Below are 21366 nucleotides of genomic sequence, written 5' to 3' on the forward strand. Positions count from 1 at the left end.
TTTCCGTTCAATTGTTTCAAACACATCTTCTTGTGTAAAGATTTTTTTGCGTTAGGGATTGTAGTGGCATCCTCTTTATTGCTTTGGGAAGCCATAAAGAGATACAACGGAAAGCCCGGTCCTTTTGAAGCAGCGCGGAAAAAGGGAACGCCCAAAGCCCTAGTACTTTTTTGAAAAATCACTAAGGAATTAAAGTGGTACGAACCTCTTTATTAAGGTAATAACCCGTAACTATTGTAGATAATACATCGGCAATTGGAAATGAAACCCAAACACCCCAAACCCCAAAAAATTGTGGCAATATTAATATAAGGGGGATTAAGAAAAACCCTTGTTTTGTAAGACTTAACAATAGGGCTGGCAAGGCTTTACCTATGGCTTGAAAATAAGAAGCTCCAATAAGTTGCACTGCGATGATCGGGGTTGCAGCAAAGACCCATCGCAAGGCAGTAGGTGTTCGCTCTAGTAATATTGCATTATCCGCACGGGTTGCGGCATCCAGATTTTGGTTGTTACTAATAAAAATAGATACGATCTCTTGCGGAAAAATCATAATTATTATAAAAATTCCGAGGGCTAATAGGCCAGAATATTTTATCGAGGTATTGATCGATTCGCGTACTCGCTGGTATTTTTCTGCGCCATAATTGAACCCCGCAATTGGCAAAAATCCCTGATTTACACCAATTACTGGAAATAAAGCAAACATGAGCATGCGACTAATGATTCCGTAGCTTGCGACATCTAATGCATCTCCATGAACTATAAGTACATTGTTAAGAAGTATGGTGAGTACGCTTACAGTGGCTTGTCTTGCTAAGGTAACTGAACTTAGTCCGCTGATTTCGTTTACTATGGTTCGTTTCAGTTTTATGGCTTCAAAAGTGAGGCGGAGTTCGCTTTTTGCAACAAAGAACCAAACTATAAACGCAAAACATACGGCATAACTAATAAAGGTTGCCCAGCCTGCGCCTTCCATTCCGAAGTCGAATATATTTATGAGGATGTAATCCATAAAAATGTTTCCAATAGCGGGTAACATCATGGCGTACATGGCGAATTTTGGTTTTCCTTCGGCACGAATCACATTATTCCCCATCATACAAAGTGCGAGCATGACAATGCCATACATAACAATTCGATAGTATGTGAGTGCTAATTCTTTGAAAGATTCGTCGGCACCAAAAAATTCGATAAGGTAGTCTTGAAAAACGAGTCCGAGTATCGCTAATATTCCTGCCGTTAAAAAGGTAAGTGTTACTTGGTTCCCAAACACTTTTAACGCTTTTTCATCGTCTCCTTTTCCCAATGCTCTTGAAAGGACCGAACTTCCTCCAATTCCAACGGCGAGTCCAATTGCTCCAATAAAAAAAGTAACTGGAATCACAACCGTAATTGCTGAAATTGCCAACGGACCAATCCACCGACCTACAAAAATGGTATCGACGATCATGTTGAGCGACATGACCAATATTCCGATCGATGCCGGAATTGCTTGACGGAGCAGTAATTTATAGATGGGGTCGGTCCCTAGCGTGTCTGATCTTTTTCCGTTTGCCATAATCTTCCCGCACACGTGGGAAATTCTTTAAGTTTTGTTAGTAACCAAACTAAGTACAATTTTATTTAAGCGATCGCTGTTTTTATATCTACAATTCGCCACTCATCAATCCATTTCGATAAAAGTTCTGCGAAATCATCACGGTCGTTGAGACAGGGTATGGTTGTAAATTCTTCTCCTCCCACTTCGTGGAAAATTTCCTGTCCCTCCATTGCGATTTCCTCTAAAGTTTCTAAACAATCGCTTACAAATGCTGGTGTAACCACCACAAGTTTTTTCGTTCCTGCTTTTCCCATACGTTCAATGGTCCTATCTGTGTAGGGTTGTAACCAAGGATCGAATCCTAGTCTTGATTGAAAGGTAGTGGAGTACGTTCCCCGTTCTAAACCGAGTTTCTTTGCGACGTTTACTGTGGTAATCTCACATTGATGGCGGTAACAGAACTCATGCTGTGGTGACCCCATTTTAAAACAACATTTACCATTCATTTTGCAATTTCCATTCGTAATATCGCTTTTGCGAATGTGACGTTCGGGAACACCGTGATAGCTAAACAAAATGTGATCGTAGTCGAGACCTTTTAACGATTCGCCTATACTTTTTGAAAGCACTTCCACATAGCCTGGTTTGTTATAGAATGCTGGAGTTCTAGTAATAGTAACTTGCGGGAAAAACTCAGTTACAAGTTCATCTACTTTTACATCGATCGTTTCTGTAGTTGCCATTGCAAACTGAGGATATAACGGGATGGTTTTTATCTCGGTAACTCCTTGATCTACCAATTCCTGAATTCCTTTTTTTAGTGTCATACTTCCATAACGCATTGCTAATGCCACAGGAATTGTAACGTTATCCTGCACTTTATTTTTAAGCCTTTCTGAAAGTACGATTAATGGCGACCCTTCTTCCCACCATATTTTTTGATAGGCTTTGGCACTTTGTTTTGGGCGCGTATTTAATATAATACCACGCACCAGCAAAATTCTCGCCCAGCGAGGCACATCGATCACTCGTGGGTCCATTAAAAACTCATCAAGGTATTTCTTAACGTCTTTTGGTTTGGTGCTATCGGGGGAACCAAGATTTACAAGGAGAACTCCTTTCATATATTTAACCCAGCATGTGTGGGATTCCTTTAATTAATGATTTATTTTTTCTGAAGTACAAAAATACCGTTTATAGCAACAGTGAAAAAGTGTGCGATATAGATTAACATAATAATGATATAAATATCTCTTCAGCCTTTATGTTAATTTGTAAGTCCCATGAGAAATTTTTTAGGCGTCGTCCCAAATTTTTTTCTGAAAGCAGCAATAAAATGGCTGGAAGTGCTGTAGCCTACTTTGAGTCCCACCTCATTTACATTATAGGAACCCGTAGCTAATAATTGTCGTGCAACTTCCATTTTATAATCGAAGAGAAAACTAAAAACCGAATCACCATAAATTTGTTTAAACCCCTCCTTTAAACGATTGAGTGGGAGATTAATTTCTTCGGAAAGTTCTTTCAGTGTAGGGGGTTCTGCCATTCGTTGAATAATAAGCTGTTTAGCTTTTTTTATCTTGGCAACATTTTCTTCATCCACTAAAAATGGACATTGTTCTACATCGGCATCGGCAGGACGATTAAAATAAAGACTTAGCAATTCGTAGGTCTTTCCTTTAAAATAAAGGGGTTTTACTGAAGGATGCAGGTTGTAATTCATTAACTGATTTAATACAATTGCCATCGACGGGGAAATTGCTGCATCTTTGTAATACTTACGATCCTTATTCTCGTCACTTAAAAATGTAATATAATTTGCTTCGGAAGAAAATAAACTGTGAAATTTTTTAATAGGGAATAAAACCGAAAGCACCCATGAATGCGGTGGTACCGTAATATGCAACGGCAAATCACGCTCCGGATTGTATAACAACAAAGAGTTCTCTTCCCGTAACGGCAGCACATAGTTTCCTTCATTAAAACTAAAACTTGCACTCCCTTTAATGCAAAAATGAAACTGAATAAAAGATGCATTTACCTCTCGTACAAACACCTGACTATCATCACTTTCATTATTAAATTTTAGAATAAAAAAACCTTCCTCAATCGTGGTTTCTTCATAAAAACTTTGAGCGACATTTTTTTCAGAATTCAACATAAAATTCATGGTTTTTTATTTAGAACTGTTCTAAATAATTTTTTAGTATCGAAGGCTTGATGTTACGAATTTAGGGCATTTCAATAAATTAAGTCGTTTTTTTTAGCAATTTTAACAGGTGTCGACACAATTGATGCCGCTAGCGTTGTTTTTTACAAAAAACAACATATACATTTGCGCAGTCGAAATATATTCTTACAAAAAATTTGATCTCTCTTCGACCAACTATTCACGAATGAAGCAAAACGGTACTCGCATAGCTACTTTGTCACCTGAATCGCATTTTTATGCTATTGGGTTGAATTACCAAAAGGCAGACGCAGAAATTCGTGGACATTTTAGCATTTCTGAAACAGCTCAAAAAAATATTCTAGAACAAGCCAAGCACCAAAATATTGAATCCTTAAGTGTAATTTCTACCTGTAACAGGACCGAACTCTACGGCTTCGCTACACACGCCGATCAATTTATAAATCTCTTATGTGAACATACACAGGGTACGGTAGAAGAGTTTGAAAAAGTAGCCTATGTGCTAAAAGGCGAACAAGCAATTTCACATCTTTTTAAAGTTGGTACGGGATTAGACAGTCAGATTCTCGGAGATTTCGAGATTATAAGTCAGTTGCGGCAAGGGTTTAAACGTTCTAAAAAAATGGGATTGCTTAATAACTTCATGGAACGGTTAGGCAATGAAGTTATTCGCGCCAGCAAACGTATAAAGAACGAGACCGAAATTTCAAGTGGAGCCACCTCGGTAAGTTTTGCTGCTGTACAATACATAATGGCACGAGTTCCTTATGTTTCAGAAAAAAACCTGTTGCTTTTCGGAACAGGAAAAATTGGGCGAAATACTTGTGAAAATTTAATTAAGCACACCCAAAACGGACATATTACCCTCATTAACCGAACGAAGGATAAAGCAGAAAAGATCGCAGGAAAATTTAACCTTATCGTTAAAGATTACGCCGACATTCAAAGTGAGATCGCACAAACCGATGTGCTTATTGTAGCGACTGGAGCACAGCAGCCTACGATTTCTAAAGAATTATTGTTTCTGAAAAAATCCTTACTTATACTCGATCTTTCTATTCCTAAGAATGTAGCTTCAGACGTAACTGAAAATGAATTTGTTACGTTGGTTCACTTAGATGAACTTTCAAAAGTAACGGACAAGACATTGGCTCACAGAGCTTCACAGATTCCAATTGCAAAGGCCATTATTCAAGAAATTGAAGCCGAGTTTAATCAATGGGTTCAGAACCGAAAATTTGCACCTACCATTCAAGCGTTAAAATCGAAACTTTCAGAAATAAAAATGGGAGAAATCGATTTTCAACGAAGAAAGCGCTCCGATTTTAATGAGGAGCAGGCAGAGATTATTAGCAATCGGATTATACAGAAGATTACGACACATGTTGCCAATCATTTAAAAGACGATACGTTCGAGACAGCCGATAGCGTTGCTCTTATTCAAAAAGTATTTCAACTTTCAAATTCAGAACTTTGATAAAGACCCTTCGTATTGGAACTCGCGACAGTGAATTAGCCCTTTGGCAGGCGAATACTGTTAAAGAAAAACTGGAAGAACTAGGATATATTGCAGAACTGGTTCCTGTAAAATCTACTGGAGATTTAGTGCTAGACAAACCATTATACGAATTGGGGATCACTGGCATTTTCACAAAAACACTCGATGTTGCCATGCTTAACGGAACGGTAGATATAGCGGTTCATAGCATGAAAGATGTCCCGACTCGGCTTCCTAAAGGAATCATTCAAACTGCGGTTTTAGAGCGTGCTGCTTCCGAAGATATTATCGTAACAAAAGGAACCGTAAATTATGCTGCCGCTTGTACGGTCGCAACTGGAAGCCTTCGTAGAAAAGCACAATGGCTGCATCAGTACCCGAATCACACAATGGTCGACCTGCGTGGAAATGTAAATACCCGACTGCAAAAACTAGAAGATAATAATTGGCAAGGTGCAATTTTTGCCAAGGCCGGACTGGAACGCATCCATGTGCTCCCAGAAACACACACCCTATTAGACTGGATGCTACCGGCCCCTTCACAAGGAGCAATGGTAATTGTGGCGTTGGAAAATGATGCTTTCAGTATAGAGGCTACTTCCAAATTAAATCATCGTGCTTCAGAAATAACCACACACATTGAACGTGATTTTTTACGTACCCTCGAGGGCGGATGTACGGCTCCAATAGGTGCTTTGGCGGAGATCGTAGGAAAGAAAATTCAATTTAAAGGTGCTTTGTTTTCATTAAATGGTGAAACAAAGATTGAAATTGAAAAAACAACTTCTGTCGATACTTTTTTAGACTTCGGAAAAAAATGTGCCACTTATATTTTAGAGAATGGTGGTAAAGAATTGATGCAGGCTATTAAAAAAGAGATGAAATAATTTACCTCATCCCCAGCCCTTCTCCTACTAAGAAGGGATAGTTTATATGAAGAAACCCAATAAAATAGCGATCGCAAGACACCTCAGGCAGCAACAAACTCCAGCTGAAAAAGAACTATGGACAGTATTACGCAATCGTAATTTTGAAAATTTAAAGTTTCGCAGACAACATCCCATTAAGGAATATATTGTTGATTTCTATTGTGATGCTTTACGGCTAATTATCGAACTTGATGAAGGTTATCACAACAATGGGGAGCAAAAAGAAAGAGACCATTTGCGTGACTTGCATTTACAGAAATTAGGATATCATGTATTAAGGTTTCAAAATAAAGTGGTTTTTGAAGACTTGAACTCTATTTATGAGGCCATCAAAAAACTACAACCACTTTCCCCCTCTCAGCGGGAGAGGGACGGGGTGAGGGGTCTTTCTATACTTTCCACAAAAAAACTCCTCCTCAATCAGAAAGAATTGCTTCTCAACGCTAGAGTTTCGTTGGTTGAATATGATGCTATTTCTATTGAATATCTAGATTTTGAAGCTCCTTCAGTAATAGAAAATGCTATTTTTACCAGTCAGAACGGAGTACGGGCTGTTGAAAATTTAGGATTAAAAATTGAGAATTGCTTTTGTGTCGGTAAGAAAACAAAAGCGCTCCTCGAAACGAAAGGTCAAAATGTGATTAAAACGAGTGAATATGGGGCTGAATTGGCAGCATACATCGTAAAAAACTATAAAAAAGAATCTTTTTACCAATTTTGCGGAACGATACGTCGGGAGGAAATTCCTTCAGAATTAAATAAAGCCAACATACCTCTAACTGAAATTACCACCTATCAAACCGTATTAAAGCCAAAGAAATTTGAACGAATTTTCGATGCTGTGTTGTTTTTTAGTCCGAGTGGTGTTCAAAGTTTTCTCCTAGAGAATGACTCCACCAATAGCCCCGTGATTTGTATAGGAACGACAACCGCTTCCGAAGCAAAAAAATATTTTAAGAATGTAGTGATCGCAAATGCTACCACCGTAGAAAGTGTGATCGCAAAAGCAATTAAAACGATTAAAAACTAAACACCTTACTGGTGATCAGCTACTACTATGAGTACTATAAAGAACGATTTATTTTTAAAAGCATTAAAAGGAGAAACGGTAGAACGACCACCTGTATGGATGATGCGTCAGGCAGGGCGTTATCTTCCAGAATTCATGGAAATAAAAGCCAAATACGATTTCTTTACCCGTTGCCAAACACCAGAATTAGCCAGTGAGATTACTGTACAACCCATACGTCGTTATGGAATGGATGCGGCAATCTTGTTTAGTGATATTTTAGTGATCCCACAAGCAATGAATATCCACGTAGAAATGAAACCGGGAATTGGACCATGGCTGCCCAACCCAATACGTTCTCAAAAAGACCTTGACAGGGTTATAGTTCCGGATATTCAGGATACATTAGGATATGTAATGGATGCCATTAAAATGACCAAAGAGAAATTAAATGACGACATTCCATTAATTGGTTTTGCAGGGAGCCCGTGGACGATTCTATGTTATTGCGTACAAGGGCAGGGCTCTAAAAACTTTGACAAAGCGAAAGAATTTTGTTTCACCCAACCAGTAGCAGCTCATGAATTACTTCAGAAAATCACTGATACTACCATTGCTTATCTTAAAGAGAAAGTAAAAGCTGGAGTAAATGCGGTACAGGTTTTCGATAGTTGGGGCGGAATGTTATCGCCGGTAGATTATCAGGAATTTAGCTGGAAGTATATGCAGCAAATTATAGATGCCCTAAAAGACGATGCTCCCGTGATTGCCTTCGGAAAAGGGTGTTGGTTTGCTTTAGACACCATGGCAAAAAGTGGCGCTTCAGCCTTAGGAGTAGATTGGACCTGTACTCCAGAAACTGCACGGAAACTTAGCGGTGGAAAGATCACGCTACAAGGAAATTTTGATCCCACACGCCTTTTTAGTCCTCCGTCTGAAATTAAACGAATGGTCACAGAGATGATCGATGCCTTTGGAAAAGATCGCTATATCGTAAATCTTGGGCATGGTATTCTACCCAATATCCCCATTGAAAATGCAGGTGCATTTATAGAGGCGGTTAAAGAATATAGGGTACGGTCGTGAATCTAGTAAAGCGCATGAGTCAATTAAGTGTTCGACAATTCTTTAAATTGTCTGCCCTTTTTATATCTGAGCCTTTACTAATTTTCCCTACGATTCGAGCAACAACGAAAAGCATAAAGATTTGTAACAATCGTTTTGGAAATGCACATCACAAAAGTAACAAAGCGAATGCCTTTCGTCATGCCTTATGGAATGTGCTCATTTGTATGCACGCATTTAAGAAAACCTCGAATAAGAAAAGAGCATTGCTTTGGACCCAAAAAGTGACAACATTGTATGAAAAAGTGACTCAAAATGAAGCGATGGATGAAGCTATGGATTTGCACAATAATGAAGTAGGAAGAAGGCTTTTTAGTCAAGACCCTACTTTAACAGAGGCAGCTTACATTCAACTCCTCACAGATAAGATGAACACCGCTACCCAGTTAAAACATGGCGCGTTATACAAATTAGATAAAAATCTCTTAGTCTATATTAGCGAATCATGATACAAAACATCTTTAAAGGTATAAAAGCATACTCTGGAACATTCAAACTTATAAACCAGTTAGGATTGTGGAAGTATTTTGGAGTTCCCATGTTTATAAGTCTTGTCGTCGGATTACTAATTGGTCTTACCGCTTGGGGTCTTGGAGATCCTATAGGAAGGTTCATTTCGAAGATCTGGCTTTGGGAATGGGGCGCCACAACCTTCAAATCAATAAGTACTATCTTAGGAAGTCTAATTGTTGTTGCCTTTGGACTAATTGTTTACAAACACATGATTATGGCGTTTAGTGCTCCTTTCATGAGTCCAGTTTCAGAAAAAATCGAAGCCCATATATCTGGTGAAATTCATTCGCATAGAAATACAAATAACGCATCACAACTATGGCGAGGAGTACGTATCAATGTACGAAATCTATGTATGGAATTATTATTAACCATTCCTCTTTTACTATTAAGTTTTATTCCCGTACTTAACATAATTACCTCTATATTAATCTTTTTAGTACAATCATACTATGCAGGTTTTGGTAATATGGATTATACGCTAGAACGCCATTTTAAATACGCTGACAGTATTCGTTTTGTAAAAAGAAATAAGGGAGTTGCCATTGGAAACGGAATCGTTTTTATGGCGATGCTCCTAGTACCCATTGTGGGAATTATTCTTGTACTACCACTTTCAGTTACGGCGGCAAGCACAGAAACCTTAGCATTACTTGAGGCAGAAAATAACTTACATACAAAACGTATCGATCCTATTACTGAAGAAAAAATTAGTGGATAAATTTTATAATATAACACCTTTTGAAGTCTCAGATGCTTTTGCATTGAACGACTTTATGATGGCTAACGAAAGTCGTTTTCAACGGTATTTACCAAAGACACTCGACCAAAATCGTTCGGCTGCTTTGGCCGCAGAATATGTACTTCGGAAACAAATAGAGATCGAAAAAAAAGAAACAATTACTTACAAAATTGAAGAACGGTCTACCAAAAATCTTGTAGGAATTGTTATTCTAAAAAAAATCGACTTTAACCAAAAACAAGGAGAGATCGCCTACGGAATTGATGCCAGTTTTGAAGGTAAAGGAATTACATCGCATGCCGTTCACCATATGAGCAATTTTGCTTTTGAAACTTTAGGATTAGAAACGCTTCAAATCATCGCACATAAAACCAATATTGGAAGCTGTAGGGTTGCGGAAAAAAATGGCTTCAGTTGGAAAAAAACCTTGAAAAACGAATTCATTCCAGATAACGATCTTCCGCAAGACATGGAATTATTTGAAAAATATCGTCACGAATGAATATCATCGAACGATACGACAAACAATTTCAATATGCCGAGATCATTTTTTATCTCGTCATCACGCTTCAATTTTATATTGTTTGGTCAAACCCTAAAATTTCTAATGTTCACTTAATAAGCGAACTGGCGCTTCTCATCGCCTTCGAATTTATTATGGTGCATAGCGGAGTATTTATGGCTGCGTTCCCTAAGAAAATATCGTTATTTATCTTTTTTCCATTGTATGGAATTTTTGCCATTGTATTTTCATCATTTATCGAAAATTGGCACCTTATTATAATTACCTATCTTTTTGCTGTCTTTAACAGAATGCGCTTTGCTTTTGCCGATGTTTCCGATAGGCTAAAATCGAGAAACATTCTTATTTCTGTAACTGCTGCTGTGGTTTATTTTTTCCTCATGTTTATCATCGCATTTAGTGCAGACAGCATTCCCGAGTTAGGATTAACACAAGATTTTTTAAATAAATCAGGATATTTTGAAACACTAAAAACAGGTGGTATTTTTCTCGATATGCCACAAACAGCATTATGCTTAGGCGTTATCTATTATGTATTAATGGCATGTTTTGTATTTTTAATTACTAGAAAGAAAGCAACTCTTGCAATTCCACCCAAAATAAACTTATAAAATGAAAGATCAATTTGTAACCTACATTCGAACGCTTCAAAATACGATTACTTCTACCTTGGAAGCCATTGACGGAAAAGCAGTTTTTAAAGAAGATCAATGGACTCGTCCAGAAGGAGGGGGAGGCAAAACCCGTGTCATTGAAAACGGAGCTGTCTTTGAAAAGGGAGGTGTAAATACTAGTGAAGTTCACGGAAAATTACCCGAATCGATGCAGCAATATTTTGGTGTAAAAGACGCTAATTTCTTTGCTTGTGGCTTAAGTCTGGTTTTGCACCCGATAAATCCGATGGTGCCGACAGTACATGCAAATTGGCGTTATTTTGAAATGTATAATGCAAAAGGTGAAATTGTCGATCAGTGGTTTGGTGGTGGACAAGATCTAACTCCGTATTATTTATTTGAAGAAGATGCGATACATTTTCATCAGGTTTGTAAAACTGCATGCGACAAACACGATTCCTCTTTTTACAGAAATTACAAAAAACGTTGCGACTCGTATTTTTACAACCCACACCGAGAGGAAGGCAGAGGCGTCGGAGGCTTATTTTTCGACTACCTAAAGGCGACACAAGAGAAATCGATGCAAGATTGGTATCATTTTGTAACCGAAGTAGGCGACAGTTTTCTGGAAGCATATGTTCCTATTTTGAAAAAAAGAATACACCTGCCATTTACAAAAGCCCAAAAAGACTGGCAGGAAATTCGTCGCGGACGCTATGTAGAATTTAACTTAGTTCACGACAAAGGAACCCTCTTCGGACTCAAAACTAACGGCCGTATTGAAAGTATATTAATGAGTCTTCCTCCTGTAGTGCAATGGAAATACGATCATCATCCAGCGCCCAGAAGTAAGGAGGCTGAATTACTGGAAGTCTTGAAGAACCCGAAAGACTGGGTGTAAATCTAAATAGTGATGTTCTTATTTCCAGATCAGTGCTTTTTTAGAGATTACATTGCGTTTGTCTTGTAAGTAATGGAAACGAGCTTTTAATAAGAGTTTCCGGCCTTCCAAATTCCGTGTAAAAACCATTGTTGCTGTACCAAGCTCTTTTTCAAAATTTTCAAAAAACAACAAGGCATCTTTTTTACGCTCAGCAAAAATACCCGGCACCGTATAATAATTTTTGAATCCAAGTTTTTTCCGAAGAAAACCCGACTGTGTAATAAGATACCTTGGGTTCTCTACTGGATCGATAATTTGTTGTAGATACTCCACAAATTGTAGGCTTTCTTTAGCAGTAGCTCCAATGAGGTAACAGGAGAGTCCGCCATCAGCATGGGTTTCCACCTGTATTGTCGTTTCTTCTTCAGGGGTCTCAATGATTCTTTTTGCATGCATCGCACGTTTTAATGCTGTTGCCATTTTAAACAACTTCTTATCCCGACGGCCGAATTGCAAATAGAGCTTTAGTGCTTTATAGGTTTTAGGAAGAAAGATCATGATAATTCCTCCTAAGATCACATAAAAGAAATACAAAACACCCTTAGTCAACAAGGTAGAAATATTATTCACTAGCAACTCGGGAAGCGTTATTAACAATACAGCTCCTAGTTCAATAAGCGAGTATTTCACTACATCTTTGTAATAAAGCCTTTTTTGTTTTATTGTTTCTGAAGGGCGGGCATCTTTCAGTTTTAATTCCCTTACTAAATGCACACCAGAAGTTATTGCCTCGTTCCACCGCTGGGTCACGACACTTCTTTCTTTAGACAATAGCTTCATTTTTTCATTCCAAAGGGAAACCTTTTTTACATTTTGAATGAGTTGCAAACGATCGGCTCCGTTTTCGATATAGGGCTTGTCTTCTAATGAAACTCCACAAAACGCATCGAATCTTCTATGCAAGAGCGCCACATCGATTCCACCTTCGTCACTAGTTGGATCCACACATGCCAAATGCCAGACATTCGCAACTTTATCGGGGTGAGAGGGTCGCACACGAATGGCTCTCCCGCGCATTTGATTCGACATAACAAAAGAGCCCACAAAGGAAGCAAGAATAAGAGTATTAATCGCAGGAGCATCCCAACCTTCCCCTAAAAATGACTTTGTACCAATAAGTACTTCGATCGCTCCCGTTTCAAAGAGTTGCGTGATCGCTCCCGTCATTTCCTTTTTACCTAAAGTCGTGGGTGTAATAAATAAATATTCCGAATCGGTTACAGGTGCAATTGAAAATGCTTCTGCTGAAACAAGATGCTTCAGATCTGCTACTAATGAAGTATGAAGAATGATCAAAGAACCCGAAAGTACTGCTAGTTTTGATTTCTTAAGATTGAATGTTTTCGTTTCCGAGATTTGCTTCCGAAGGTATTGAAAAATAGGAACCACGCCGAGCGTATTAATTTCTGAAAGAGGCGCCTCTTGGTTTAAATTTAGAAATTCTTTCCGAATATAATCGGACAAGATCACCAATCGCAATTCATTTCCATTATGAGCAGCTTCCATTTTAACGATCTCAAAAATGCTTTTAAGTTTCGTAGGACTCTGTGAAAGGGAGCGGTATAATTTTTTTTCACCTACTAAATTTACCCGGTTTTTATCGTATGCACCTATTTTTCGAAGTTGCTTTTCAATATACGCGAGTACGTTTTCACCATCGATATATCGCTCCCGGTCGGAGACTAACATAGGCTGCAATAATAGCTCTACCCATTGGTAACTGAAAGACGGAAAGGTCACAGATGCTTCTTCAAAACCCAACAACGCAGTCTTCTCCTTCTCGATCTCCACTCCTGCGGCATGTAAGTAAATAAGGATCGCCGAATAAAAATCGGGACTCCCATAAATTTCTTCGAGATGTAGTTCGGTTTGAGTATAGAAAGGGTGTTGCTGGATAAGCTCCTTAAACAATTCATTTTTCTGAAGCGAACTCACAAACTCCAGCAATTGCTCTCGGTATGTTATAATATATTTTATTTGTTCCTGCTCAGGTTCCGACAAATAGATATAATCCTGATGGGGACATAAATTTCCCTCTTTTACCAATTCTGGAACACCAATTTCTACGTCGATAGGACCACAAAGATCGAAGTACTTGGCGATCTCACTAGCATCACTATCGTAGGGTGGAGTAGCAGTAAGCGAAATTAGAATGCTCCCAGTAATTTTCTTTAAGCTAAAAAGCGGTTTCCACCATTCATTTTTAAGATGATGGGCTTCATCCATCACAATAGTTTTAACGCCTGTTTCTTGGAAGTACGCAAGTAGTTTTTCTTCGGAAGCTTCCAAATCGTTTTTATAAAAGGAATGCAATGATTGATAGGTTGAAAATGTAACCATCGCAGGAGCTTTTACATCGTACGAAATCGCAACTGAAGCTTCATCTTCCACAAAACATTCGAGCATGCGATCGTGCCATTGATTTCGAATCGTTAACGTGGGTGACAACACCAGTGTTTTTTGATCGACCCTTTTAATCATTTCCAGTCCGAGAACTGTTTTCCCTGAACCAGGTGGCGCTATAACATGTAAATAATCATCTTCGATATACTGCTGATAATTATTTAAAAATTGTTGCTGATACGAACGCCAGGTATATTTAAAATGAAAGGAATTTGATAGTAGGTTCAATATTCGGAAGGCTCAATTTATAATAGTAAATTTGTAGTCGTAAAAATAAACAATTCTATGTATCCACTACGACGAAACAGAAGATTACGACAAAGTGAGGCCATTCGTGGTCTTGTAAGAGAAACCATTATTTCTCCTAACGACTTTTTAGTACCATTATTTATTGTGGAAGGGAAGGGCGTAAAAGAAGAAATTGCATCAATGCCGAATTATTATCGGTTCAGTTTGGATCTGCTTCAGAAGGAAGTAAAAGACTTGTGGGATATGGGGTTACGATCGGTACTCCTCTTTGTAAAAGTACCCGATTCCTTAAAAGACAATAGCGGGACCGAAGCCTTGAATGCAGACGGACTCATGCAACGCGCAATTAAAACGGTAAAAGACATAGCACCCGATATGCTGGTGATGACCGATGTAGCGTTAGATCCGTATTCGAGCTTTGGACACGACGGAATTGTTTCCGAAGGAAAAATTCTTAACGACGATACAACAGCTATTCTTGCCGAAATGTCCTTATCGCATGCCAATGCTGGAGCCGATTTTGTAGCACCCAGTGACATGATGGACGGCCGCATTTTTGAGATACGAAGTTTGCTCGAAGACGAAGGTTTCCACGATACGGGTATTATGAGTTACAGCGCCAAGTATGCTTCCGCTTTTTATGGGCCTTTCCGTGATGCGTTGGACAGTGCGCCGGTAGATCTTAAAAATGTTCCGAAAGACAAACAAAGCTACCAAATGGATCCCGCAAACCGGGAAGAAGCGATAAAAGAAACTCTTATGGATATTCAAGAAGGCGCCGATATAGTGATGGTAAAACCAGGTTTGTGCTACCTAGATATAGTTCGAGACATTCGGGAAGCTGTTGATGTTCCAGTGGCGGTGTATCAAGTAAGTGGTGAGTATGCAATGCTAAAAGCCGCTGCAGAAAAAGGATGGTTAGATCACGACGCAGTAATGATCGAACAAATCACTTCTATTAAAAGAGCCGGAGCACAGATCATTGCGAGCTATTTTGCGAAAGATGTAGTGAAATTAATTTCATAATTTTTATTCGTTAAACATACAGAAACTACCCCGAGCCATTAAGTCTTTAAAGCGGCAGAAAATTAATAACAGAGCACTTTATGAAAACTATTTTTCTTTATTGTATGGTGTTATTCTTCGGAATAAGCTACGCTCAGCAATCTACTCCTAAAGAAGCGTTCCTCGAAAAATGGGAAAACTCTAAAACATACTTACTTGAAATTGTTGAAGCAATGCCAGAATCGGAGTATGACTTTAAACCTTCCGAACGGCAAATGACCTTTCGGGAGCAACTGCTTCATATAAAGGGAAACATGGATTGGCTTCGAACCACTTATTTTACCCAAAGCGATGTAAAAGCTACAGAAGCAGGAGGTACTACTAAAAAAGAAATTATTGCCTTAGTTACAAATGCTTTTAACAGTGTTTCAAAAGAAATAGAAACCACTTCCGAAGAAACACTTTTAGAAACAGTCGATTTTTTTGCGGGACCAAAAAGCAAACTACAAATTCTTAATCTGCTTCAAGATCACGTGACACATCACCGCGGGCAGTTAATAGTATACCTCAACCTCAACGACATAGAACCTCCAAAATACTCGGGCTGGTAAAATTTTAATAAAACTTTTGCATGAGGAAATGCAATTCGCACTACCTTTGACCCCATGAAAGAATTTCAGAACATTTTGAAGCAACTAATTCTCTTGATTGCGATAGGTTTCGCAACGGGTGCTTCTGCGTTCTCTTCTGAAAGTGCCTTCGTTATTCCAACAGATACTCACGAAGATCAAGTTCAATCTTTTCATAATAATGCATCCCTTTTCTTTGAAGAAGTCTCTGTTTCTGAAACACTTCCCGTATTTCATGAATCAGATCTCGAACTACATTTTTATAGTGGTGGAGCGATCAAAGAAGGTCATGACGCACTTCTTATTTCTGAAGCATTACTGTTTCAAACCTATGTTGAGCACAAAAACAAACTGCTCGAAGCACAACTTTTTCCCTTCCATTATTTCTGGTAATTTTTTATTAATTAGTTAATACACCCGCTTTATTTAATGATACAATAAAGTCGTTGTTCCGTACTCGGAACTCAATAATTAGTTTAAAATTAAATACGCTATATCATGGAATTCAATTCAATTGCAATCGGGATCGTAGTTCTCGTATTATTTACTGCACCTATTCTTTATGTTATTATTAATTCGTCTAAATCTGACAAAAAAATTAAAAGTCAATTCAATAAACTTTGTACCGAAAATGGAGTTAGCCTCACTAATTATGAGGTAATTGGGAGTGCAATAATTGGTCTCGACGCTTCCCTTAAAAAGGTGATGTACTCTACCTTAAAAGATTTAGAGAATCATTTTCAAGTGGTTGATCTTTCGTTGGTTAAAAACTGTAATGTGAAAACTGTTCAACCCAAAAAAAAGCATTTGGAGTTGGTAGAGCTAGAACTTAGTGGCTCAAAATTTCATAATGAAATTATCGTTTATCAAGAAGATGATGAGACACTCATCGCCGACCCACAAATGTGTCTACACGAAGTTCAGAAATGGGAACAGCTTATTAAAAACAACTTGAATAAATAATTGTGAGGTGAAGTGTTTGAAGAGGTAATTTGAATTAATAATTCTACAATTACCTTTTTAAACACTTTTTAAATTTTTGCAATTAACATTCTGTTGTAGAAAAATCGGGTTTAAATCTTTAAATTAGTCAAAATTAATTTTTCGTAATGACCCTACTCATACTCTACGCAGTACTTTCTATTTTCTTTTCTTTTTTGTGCTCTATCCTAGAAGCTGCACTTTTAAGCTTTACTCCTACATTTTTAAAAGTTAAAGCTCAAGAAGGAAAAGGCTATGCATCTACGATTGCGGCTTTAAAAAAAGATATTGACAAACCTCTTATTGCTATTCTTACAATTAATACGGTCGCGCATACAGTTGGGGCTATTTTAGTAGGTGTTGAAGCAGAGAAGCTTCCTTACAAATTTGAAGTTTTGGGCGTAAATATTGTGGGTGTTGTATCGGCGATCATGACACTTTTAATATTAATTGTTTCTGAAATCATCCCGAAAACCATTGGCGCCACATATTGGAAAAAACTAGGGCCTTTCACGGCTTTTACTTTAAAGGCAATCATTTTTCCTTTAAAATATACTGGTATTCTCTGGATTCTTACACTTACCACAAAACTTATTGGGAAGTCTGCCCATGTGAGTACCATGAGTCGTGAAGAATTTTTGGCAATGACCGATGCTGCCGAAGAAGAAGGGGTGTTCGAGGAAAATGAAACCACCGTTATTAAAAATCTGTTGGTGTTTAAATCGGTACAAGCAAAAGACGTCATGACCCCTTTCCCAGTAGTGACTTTAGAAGATGAAAATATGACGCTAAAGGCGTTTCACGAATCCCATAAAAACCTTCAATTTTCTCGTATTCCTGTATATAGCGGAAAATCTCATAACATTACTGGATTTGTACTTCGCGATGATATTCTGGAAGAAATTGTTGAAGAACACGGCGAAAAATTATTAAGTGATCTTCGTCGTGAAATCTTTGTCGTCGATGCACAAAAACCAATTCCAGATCTATTCGAAATATTTATAAAGAAAAGAGGTCATATTGCTTCAGTCGTTGATGAATTTGGAAATACCATAGGGGTGGTTACGATGGAAGATATTATTGAAACCCTACTCGGATTAGAAATTATGGACGAAAGCGATTCTATCGAAGACATGCAAGTACAAGCTCGTAAAAATTGGGAACGCCGCGCTAAACGAATGGGTATAAGTCTTCAAGAAGGAAAGGAAGAAAACGAAGAGTAATGGCAACCGCGCATCTTAAAACCCCGATAGGAATTCTTGAATTAAAAGGAACATCGCAAGGTGTAACTTCTGTTTATTTTGTGGATCCTTCGGAAGTTGCTTCGGAAGAAAACCCTTCAGAATTGCATGAAGCAACCTCGCAACTTATGGAATATTTTGAAGGAAAACGGTCTCATTTCCAACTGAAGCTTTCACTTGAAGGAACTAATTTTCAGAAAAAAGTATGGCAGCAATTGCAACAAATTCCGTTTGGAAAAACAGTTTCATATCAGCAAATCGCCAATCAATTAGGCGACCCAAAAGTGATTCGGGCAGCAGCTTCAGCAAATGGTAAAAACCCTATTTCGATAATTGTTCCCTGTCATAGAGTTATTGGAAGTGACGGTTCTCTTACTGGATATGCCGGCGGTTTGCATCGCAAAAAATGGTTGCTTGAACATGAAAGTCCGGTAAAGCAAGGTTCTCTATTTTAAACGCCTCTCCTATGAAACGGTTTCTTATTTGGTTTTTCGGAATCATTTTTCTTTGTATCATCTTACTTCTCATTACCGACAACGCCTATATTTTAAAAGGCATTCGTGTGGTCTATTTTACAGGACATTCCACCGCATTTATAGACGATTATTCCTATTTCGAAAACGAAACTATTCTTGCGAGCACACATCCACAGCCCTGGCAAAAACATGAAGATTTTGGAACTCTAACTCCTACCGAAACGCTTTCCGAAGCAAATAAAAATTACGAAACCGTTGCTTTTCTTATTATAAAAAATGACAGTCTTATTTACGAGCAGTATGCAGATGGGTACGGTATCACATCGCAGACCAATTCATTTTCAATGGCGAAAAGTATAACGTCGGCATTATTAGGAAAAGCAATTCAAGAAGGCTATATAAAAAATTTAGAACAACCCGTTTCCGACTTTTATCCACAGTTTGCAGATACAGATATGACTGTTGGAGATCTTTCCTCTATGAGTTCTGGACTTAATTGGGACGAGTCTTATTTAAATCCGTTTGGGATTACGGCTCGAGCATACTACGATGATGACCTCGCTGAAACAATGCTTAGCCTAAAAGTTGTAGACACTCCTGGACAAGCATTTAAGTACCTTAGTGGAAATACAGCGCTTCTCGCAATGGTACTTCAAAAAGCCACGCAACAACCTTTGTCAAACTATCTTTCAAAAAGCTTTTGGCAACCTATGGGCTTTGAACAACCCGCGTTATGGCAAGTAGATGATGAAACAAATCGACTCGTAAAGGCCTATTGCTGCCTTTCAAGTAACGCACGCGATTTTGCTCGCTTCGGAAAATTGTATAAAGATTTCGGAAAATGGAACGGCAAACAATTAATAGATTCTTCTTTTGTCGCCCAATCTATTCAACCCCGTTTTGAATCGAGTCCCGAATACGGATACGGTTTTTGGCTGAGTGACTATAACAACAAAGAAATTTTTGTAATGCGTGGTATTTTAGGACAGTACGTTATTACGATTCCCGAAGACGATTTAATAATAGTACGATTAGGACATCGTATACCTCGTACAAAAATTGACAATTTCACGACCGATTTCTATCTGTATGTAGATGAAGTTTATGCAATGTTGAATTATCTTTAATGTTTACAAAACTCCTTTTCAATTTTCATATAGGGTCGTTACAATACGTCCTCTTCCGCTTTCTAATGTGATAGAAAGCAACTCCGTTTGTGCTTTTGGATTATAATTGAAGGGGGGAAGCAAAAGATTTAATCCACTTTGTTTTTTCAGTCTAATGCCTTGACCGGAGATAATATCTTTATTAGGCTTAAAGTCTTCTACAGGCAGATGTTCGGTGAGGATAACATATTTATAGTTCGGCAATTTATTTACAATTTCTTGAACCTCAGCATTCGACAAATGCTGTAATACTTGTCTTAGTAATGCACAATCTGCAGCTGGCAATTCGTTTGTTGAAATATTTAAACAATGGAATTCTAAATTTTTATTACTATAAGTGCTTCTGTTACGCTCAATTAGTTCAGGTACTATATCTACTGCAATAAATTGTTTCGTGTGTTTTACTAGTTCTTTACCAACGTTAAAATCACCGCAACCTAAATCACAGACAGTAAGTGGGTTTTTAAATGAGGTTAAAAATTTGGTTAAAACTCTTGTATAAGGCTGTACAATATCGGGGTGATGCGATCCAATCCCAGAGTAAAAATCTGGGGTTGATCCTCCCCAAAGTTTTTTTTCATAGATCTGTTTCATTGCATCTACAGTGGGCCATGGTTTTTTTTCTTTACTCATAAAAATTCAATCTTAATTTTTTACAATCGATTGTTTCATCATTAAAACGTTACAACAATATAAAGCTAATAAACGAGTGCAGAATTGAAAACGATCCCAATACGTACTGAATGATTGTTTGTTAAAAATTTGTACATTTAACCATCTGCTCTCCCATTAGATTTTAATGCCATGTTACAGAGAATTAATTTGGAACACATCCTTTTTCTGGATATAGAAACCGTTCCACAACATCCCAACTTTGAAGATCTAGACGAAGCCACTCAACTTCTATATGAGCAGAAAACAAAGTATCAGCGAAAAGAAGATTTCACTGCATCCCAATTTTACGACCGTGCTGGTATTTGGGCTGAATTTGGAAAGATTGTTTGTATATCTGTAGGGTTCTTTAAGTTACAAGGAGATACACGCACCTTTCGCGTAACAAGTTTTCACGGAGAAGAAGAGGACATTTTAAAAGAGTTTAAAGTGCTTTTAGAAACTCATTTTAACAGACCCAATCATTTACTTTGCGCACACAATGGGAAAGAATTTGACTTTCCATACATCGCTAGAAGAATGATCATTCACGGTATTGAACTTCCCTTCAAATTAAATCTCTTCGGAAAAAAACCTTGGGAAGTACCTCATCTTGACACTTTAGAATTATGGAAATTTGGAGACTACAAGACCTTTACCTCACTGAAACTAATGGCTCATGTTTTAGGCATCCCTTCACCAAAGGATGATATAGATGGCAGTCAAGTGCGTGACGTATTTTATGAGGAACAAGATATAGATCGCATTATTATCTATTGCGAAAAAGACACTATTACCGTAGCTCAAGTATTTTTAAGACTTAGAAATGAACCACTGTTAACAGATTTGGAAATTAAATCGGTGTAATATAAAAACCCGATCGAGATTCGATCGGGTTTTTCTTTGGGGAGAAAAGTCGTATAGATTAAAAACCT

At 37.9% G+C, this 21366-nt stretch carries 22 protein-coding genes; 17 read left to right on the forward strand and 5 right to left on the reverse strand.

The features are described 5' to 3' along the window. Positions 1 to 181: 181 nt before the first annotated feature. The 3 genes from ULVI_RS05310 to ULVI_RS05320 all read right to left on the reverse strand — a co-directional run bounded on the left by ULVI_RS05310 (position 182) and on the right by ULVI_RS05320 (position 3713). Positions 182 to 1561, reverse strand: a complete 1380-nt coding sequence (locus ULVI_RS05310) for an MATE family efflux transporter (RefSeq protein ID WP_068590465.1) — start codon at positions 1559 to 1561, stop codon at positions 182 to 184. Positions 1562 to 1626: 65 nt separating this feature from the next. Next, positions 1627 to 2667 carry a ferrochelatase gene (gene hemH / locus ULVI_RS05315; RefSeq protein ID WP_068590467.1) on the reverse strand — a complete coding sequence of 347 codons (1041 nt, stop codon included), beginning with the start codon at positions 2665 to 2667 and terminating at the stop codon, positions 1627 to 1629. Between the two features lie 143 nt (positions 2668 to 2810). Further along, complete coding sequence (locus ULVI_RS05320) at positions 2811 to 3713, reverse strand: AraC family transcriptional regulator (protein ID WP_394330939.1); 903 nt, start codon at positions 3711 to 3713, stop codon at positions 2811 to 2813. A 226-nt stretch (positions 3714 to 3939) separates the two neighbouring features. Here ULVI_RS05320 and hemA point away from each other — a divergent pair, with 226 nt between their 5' ends. The 9 genes from hemA to hemF are packed head-to-tail and all read left to right on the forward strand — an operon-like array spanning position 3940 to position 11588. After that, positions 3940 to 5211, forward strand: a complete 1272-nt coding sequence (hemA, locus tag ULVI_RS05325; protein WP_068591405.1) for a glutamyl-tRNA reductase — start codon at positions 3940 to 3942, stop codon at positions 5209 to 5211. Continuing rightward, the gene (gene hemC / locus ULVI_RS05330; protein ID WP_068590469.1) at positions 5208 to 6119 is read left to right on the forward strand and encodes a hydroxymethylbilane synthase; all 912 of its coding nucleotides are present in this window, start codon (positions 5208 to 5210) and stop codon (positions 6117 to 6119) included. Before hemA ends, hemC begins: the two co-directional genes overlap by 4 nt. Positions 6120 to 6165: 46 nt before the next feature. Further along, a complete protein-coding gene (locus ULVI_RS15645) occupies positions 6166 to 7191 on the forward strand; it encodes a DUF559 domain-containing protein (protein WP_241780954.1) in 1026 nt (341 codons plus the stop codon). A gap of 27 nt (positions 7192 to 7218) precedes the next feature. Beyond that, positions 7219 to 8256: a uroporphyrinogen decarboxylase gene (gene hemE / locus ULVI_RS05340; protein ID WP_068590471.1), complete on the forward strand. Its 1038-nt coding sequence runs from the start codon at positions 7219 to 7221 to the stop codon at positions 8254 to 8256. Positions 8257 to 8270: 14 nt separating this feature from the next. Then, complete coding sequence (locus ULVI_RS05345; RefSeq protein WP_082830788.1) at positions 8271 to 8744, forward strand: DUF6973 domain-containing protein; 474 nt, start codon at positions 8271 to 8273, stop codon at positions 8742 to 8744. Continuing rightward, positions 8741 to 9529, forward strand: a complete 789-nt coding sequence (locus ULVI_RS05350; RefSeq protein WP_068590475.1) for an EI24 domain-containing protein — start codon at positions 8741 to 8743, stop codon at positions 9527 to 9529. The genes ULVI_RS05345 and ULVI_RS05350 overlap by 4 nt, the downstream gene beginning before the upstream one ends. Further along, positions 9522 to 10052 (forward strand): GNAT family N-acetyltransferase, encoded by a 531-nt coding sequence (locus ULVI_RS05355; protein ID WP_068590477.1) that lies wholly within the window; start codon positions 9522 to 9524, stop codon positions 10050 to 10052. The genes ULVI_RS05350 and ULVI_RS05355 overlap by 8 nt, the downstream gene beginning before the upstream one ends. Next, on the forward strand, positions 10049 to 10684 hold the full coding sequence (locus tag ULVI_RS05360) for a hypothetical protein (protein ID WP_068590479.1): 636 nt from the start codon (positions 10049 to 10051) through the stop codon (positions 10682 to 10684). The genes ULVI_RS05355 and ULVI_RS05360 overlap by 4 nt, the downstream gene beginning before the upstream one ends. Before the next feature lies 1 nt (position 10685). Then, positions 10686 to 11588, forward strand: a complete 903-nt coding sequence (gene hemF / locus ULVI_RS05365) for an oxygen-dependent coproporphyrinogen oxidase (protein WP_068590481.1) — start codon at positions 10686 to 10688, stop codon at positions 11586 to 11588. 18 nt (positions 11589 to 11606) lie between these two features. On the opposite strand, the gene ULVI_RS05370 is transcribed toward hemF, so the two are convergent. Next, on the reverse strand, positions 11607 to 14261 hold the full coding sequence (locus ULVI_RS05370) for a DEAD/DEAH box helicase family protein (RefSeq protein WP_068590483.1): 2655 nt from the start codon (positions 14259 to 14261) through the stop codon (positions 11607 to 11609). Between the two features lie 57 nt (positions 14262 to 14318). Between ULVI_RS05370 and hemB the strand changes: the two genes are divergently transcribed. The 7 genes from hemB (at position 14319) to ULVI_RS05405 (ending at position 19741) form a co-directional block, all read left to right on the forward strand. Continuing rightward, positions 14319 to 15308: a porphobilinogen synthase gene (hemB, locus tag ULVI_RS05375; protein WP_068590485.1), complete on the forward strand. Its 990-nt coding sequence runs from the start codon at positions 14319 to 14321 to the stop codon at positions 15306 to 15308. Between the two features lie 80 nt (positions 15309 to 15388). Next, on the forward strand, positions 15389 to 15898 hold the full coding sequence (locus ULVI_RS05380) for a DinB family protein (protein WP_068590487.1): 510 nt from the start codon (positions 15389 to 15391) through the stop codon (positions 15896 to 15898). Positions 15899 to 15952: 54 nt separating this feature from the next. Beyond that, positions 15953 to 16309, forward strand: a complete 357-nt coding sequence (locus ULVI_RS05385) for a hypothetical protein (RefSeq protein WP_068590488.1) — start codon at positions 15953 to 15955, stop codon at positions 16307 to 16309. Positions 16310 to 16414: 105 nt separating this feature from the next. Continuing rightward, on the forward strand, positions 16415 to 16879 hold the full coding sequence (locus ULVI_RS05390; protein ID WP_068590491.1) for a hypothetical protein: 465 nt from the start codon (positions 16415 to 16417) through the stop codon (positions 16877 to 16879). Between the two features lie 146 nt (positions 16880 to 17025). After that, entirely contained in the window at positions 17026 to 18120 is a 1095-nt protein-coding gene (locus ULVI_RS05395) for a CNNM domain-containing protein (protein ID WP_068590493.1), read from the forward strand. After that, positions 18120 to 18593 (forward strand): methylated-DNA--[protein]-cysteine S-methyltransferase, encoded by a 474-nt coding sequence (locus ULVI_RS05400; RefSeq protein ID WP_068590495.1) that lies wholly within the window; start codon positions 18120 to 18122, stop codon positions 18591 to 18593. Before ULVI_RS05395 ends, ULVI_RS05400 begins: the two co-directional genes overlap by 1 nt. An 11-nt stretch (positions 18594 to 18604) precedes the next feature. Continuing rightward, on the forward strand, positions 18605 to 19741 hold the full coding sequence (locus ULVI_RS05405; protein ID WP_068590497.1) for a serine hydrolase domain-containing protein: 1137 nt from the start codon (positions 18605 to 18607) through the stop codon (positions 19739 to 19741). An 18-nt stretch (positions 19742 to 19759) separates the two neighbouring features. Here ULVI_RS05405 and ULVI_RS05410 read toward each other — a convergent pair whose 3' ends face one another. Continuing rightward, positions 19760 to 20413: a class I SAM-dependent methyltransferase gene (locus ULVI_RS05410; RefSeq protein ID WP_068590499.1), complete on the reverse strand. Its 654-nt coding sequence runs from the start codon at positions 20411 to 20413 to the stop codon at positions 19760 to 19762. 171 nt (positions 20414 to 20584) lie between these two features. Here ULVI_RS05410 and ULVI_RS05415 point away from each other — a divergent pair, with 171 nt between their 5' ends. Then, positions 20585 to 21298 (forward strand): 3'-5' exonuclease, encoded by a 714-nt coding sequence (locus ULVI_RS05415; RefSeq protein ID WP_068590501.1) that lies wholly within the window; start codon positions 20585 to 20587, stop codon positions 21296 to 21298. The last annotated feature ends 68 nt before the right edge of the window (positions 21299 to 21366 follow it).

The organism is Cochleicola gelatinilyticus, assembly GCF_001637325.1.
Taxonomy (GTDB): domain Bacteria; phylum Bacteroidota; class Bacteroidia; order Flavobacteriales; family Flavobacteriaceae; genus Cochleicola; species Cochleicola gelatinilyticus.